Origin of the sequence: Mesorhizobium sp. M7A.F.Ca.CA.004.04.2.1 (assembly GCF_004022825.1) — a bacterium.
In the GTDB taxonomy this organism is placed as follows: domain Bacteria; phylum Pseudomonadota; class Alphaproteobacteria; order Rhizobiales; family Rhizobiaceae; genus Mesorhizobium.
Map to the genome: position 1 here is coordinate 1 of NZ_RZPH01000827.1, position 2,755 is coordinate 2,755.

A 2,755-nucleotide genomic window follows, 5' to 3' on the forward strand; every position below is an offset into this window, starting at 1 on the left:
GTACGGGAACGGCGTGACCGGCAGGCTGACTGCGTCGAGCCTTGCCAGGAGCTCTTGGGGGATCTCGAAATCGAGCGCGCCGAGATTGTCCCTGAGCTGATCGAGCCTCGTCGCACCGATGATCACCGAAGCGACACCGGGCCGCGTTGCCGCCCAGTTCAAGGCGATTTGGGCCATGCCGCGGCCAAGCTCGCCGGCGGCCTTTTCCAGTTCGGCAACGATTGCCCAGTTGCGGTCGGTGAACTTCTGGAAGCCGGGATTGGTCGAACCGCGCATCGCCTCCAGCCTGCCGCCGGCGTTGCTGATTGTGTCTGAACGATATTTGCCGCTCAGCAAGCCGCTGGCCAGCGGGCTCCAGACCATGATGCCGGCGCCATAGCGCGTGCCGAAAGGCACGAATTCATGCTCTATGTTGCGCTCGACCAACGAATATTCGAGCTGCAGCGCCGAAACCGGTTCATAGCCGCGCTGCTCAGCGATGGACTGCGCCCTGCTCGCGTACCAGGCGGGGACGTCGGAGAGACCGACATGGCGAATCTTTCCGGCGCGCACCAGATCGTCCAGCGTTCGCATCACCTCTTCCGGTGAAGTCAGCCTGTCCCAGGCATGCAGGACATAGAGGTCGATATAATCGGTGCCGAGCCGCTTCAGCGAGCCTTCGACGGCGCGGATGATGTTCTTGCGGCCGTTGCCGCCGGCATTCGGATTGCCCTGCTCCAGATTCATGCTGAACTTGGTGCTGATCACCGCTCTGTCGCGCAGACCGCGTTCGGCTATGAACTCGCCAAGCCAGGTCTCGGAGGTGCCGCCGGTATAGGCATCGGCCGTATCGAAGAAATTGCCGCCTGCCTCGACATAGGCATCGACCAGGGCGCGGGCCGTCTCCTTGTCGGCGCCCCAGCCCCATTCGGTGCCGAAGGTCATGGTTCCGAGCGCCAGCCGGGTGACACGAAGCCCGCTGCTGCCAAGGGTGTAGAAGGGCATGGTCATGATGTCGCTCCGATCCTGATCCAATCTTCAATGCCGATCCTGTCCGGGGGTCGTCTTGACCCACGGGTTGCCGCGTTCATGCGTCATGCGGAATGTGAAGCCGTCCACGCTCCAGTCGGCTCCCGAACGGGTCAGGTGGTGTTCGTAGGTGCCCCAGACTTCCCATAGCGGTTCGCCATTGCCTTCCATCCGGTTCCAGGCGTAGCCGTTGGAGGAGACAGTCGCGGCGTCGCCGTCGATGGCGACCTGATGGTTGGTGCGCAGGTGCAGGCTGGTCTTGTTGCCCCTGAGGTTGGCGGCCCAGGTCCCGATCAGGTCGTCCGACGCGATGGTGGCCGCAGGCTGCCCACTCAGGCTGCTGAAGTCGACGGTGACGCGGTCGGCGAAGTAACTACGGGCGAGCCGCCAATCCTGGGCATCGACCGCGCGGTCGATGGCATCGGCGATGCGTATGACGGCGCGCTCATCGGCGAGCGTGATTTCAGGGGACGATTCGGCTCCGCCGGCATCGACCGGCGCCAGCGCGATACCCGCCGCGAAGGTGGCATACCTCAATGCATTCATGTCTCTTCTCCTTTGCGCATCGGCCCGTCGCCGGTTTGCTGGCGACAATGTGGGCCAACAGGCCGGCATCGAAAAGATTGCATTATTCGCATGGACTATGCGATATTATGCATGAATGGATCGCGACCTGCTCAGCCACCTTCCCGTTATCGTCGCCGTGGCGCGGCGAGGCGGCTTTGCGCTTGCCGCTGCCGAACTCGGCATGAGCCCTTCGGCGGTCAGCCACGCTGTACGCCTTGTGGAGGAGCGCATCGGCCAGCCGCTCTTTGCCCGCACGACCCGCAGCGTATCGCTGACCGAGGCCGGTCAGGCGCTTGTCGCGACGGCCGAGCCCGCGCTGCAGGATATCGCCGAGCGGATGGAGCGTATCCGCGGCATCAAGGGTCGCCCGGCGGGACTGCTCAGAATCAATGTATCACATATCGCCGTCCCGATGGCGGTGACGCCGGTGGTGACGGCCATGGCCGAGCGCTATCCGGATGTGACAGTGGAAATCTTTGCCAATGAAGGATTGGTCGATATCGTCAGCGAAGGCTTTGACGCCGGCATCAGACTTGGCGAAATGATCGCGCAGGACATGATCGCGATCCGGATGACCCCGCCATTCCAGGTGATCATCGTAGCGTCACCAGCCTATATCGGCCGGCATGGCCGCCCGCACAGCCTGGCCGATCTCGCCGCCCACAATTGCATCGGCTACCGTCTGGTGCGATCCGGCGCGGTCTATCGTTGGGATTTGACGGAGGACGGCAAGGACGTGGCCGTGGAAACGCGCGGCACCGCCATCGTCACCGATTCGCTTGCCGCGATCGACCTGGCGCTGTCGGGAATGGGACTGGCCTATGTGTTCGAGCCGCTGGTGCGCGCCGACCTGGCCGCTGGTCGGCTTGTCCAGGTGTTGCCGCAGTCGGCAATCGAGGAACCAGGCCTGTTTCTCTACTTTCCGCGCCGGGCGGCAATGGCACCGAAGCTGCGCGCCTTTGTCGACGTCACACAAGAAATCGGCCGGACACCCTCGCGAGCGCCCGGCCGAGTTGCCGGAGCCGAAAAGCTGCTTGGCAGCTTACTTCTTGACCGCTGCAGCGACTTCCGCGGCGAAATCGGTCTCTTCCTTCTCGATGCCCTCGCCCAGCGCAAAGCGCAGGTAGGCGGTGATCTTGGCCGGGCGCTCGCGAGGGTGTCCGGCCGATTTCTTGTGTGA

Annotated in this window: 2 protein-coding genes and 1 pseudogene; 1 reads left to right on the top strand and 2 read right to left on the bottom strand. The window is 63.7% G+C overall.

What is annotated here, in order from left to right:
• Both EN893_RS27720 and EN893_RS27725 read right to left on the bottom strand, forming a co-directional pair.
• Positions 1-990, bottom strand: a 990-nt coding sequence (locus tag EN893_RS27720) for an aldo/keto reductase (RefSeq protein WP_164901160.1), incomplete at its 3' end; no start/stop codon positions are given.
• Between the two features lie 27 nt (positions 991-1,017).
• A complete protein-coding gene (locus EN893_RS27725; RefSeq protein WP_127270206.1) occupies positions 1,018-1,554 on the bottom strand; it encodes a nuclear transport factor 2 family protein in 537 nt (178 codons plus the stop codon).
• 115 nt (positions 1,555-1,669) lie between these two features.
• Between EN893_RS27725 and EN893_RS27730 the strand changes: the two are divergent.
• Positions 1,670-2,593: pseudogene (locus tag EN893_RS27730) on the top strand (LysR family transcriptional regulator); the annotation flags it as partial.
• Positions 2,594-2,755 lie beyond the last annotated feature (162 nt).

What these genes read in the sequence shown, in the direction of transcription:
- EN893_RS27725 (WP_127270206.1), bottom strand. Translation starts at nt 1,554, where the DNA reads ATGAATGCATTGAGGTATGCCACCTTCGCGGCGGGTATCGCGCTGGCG.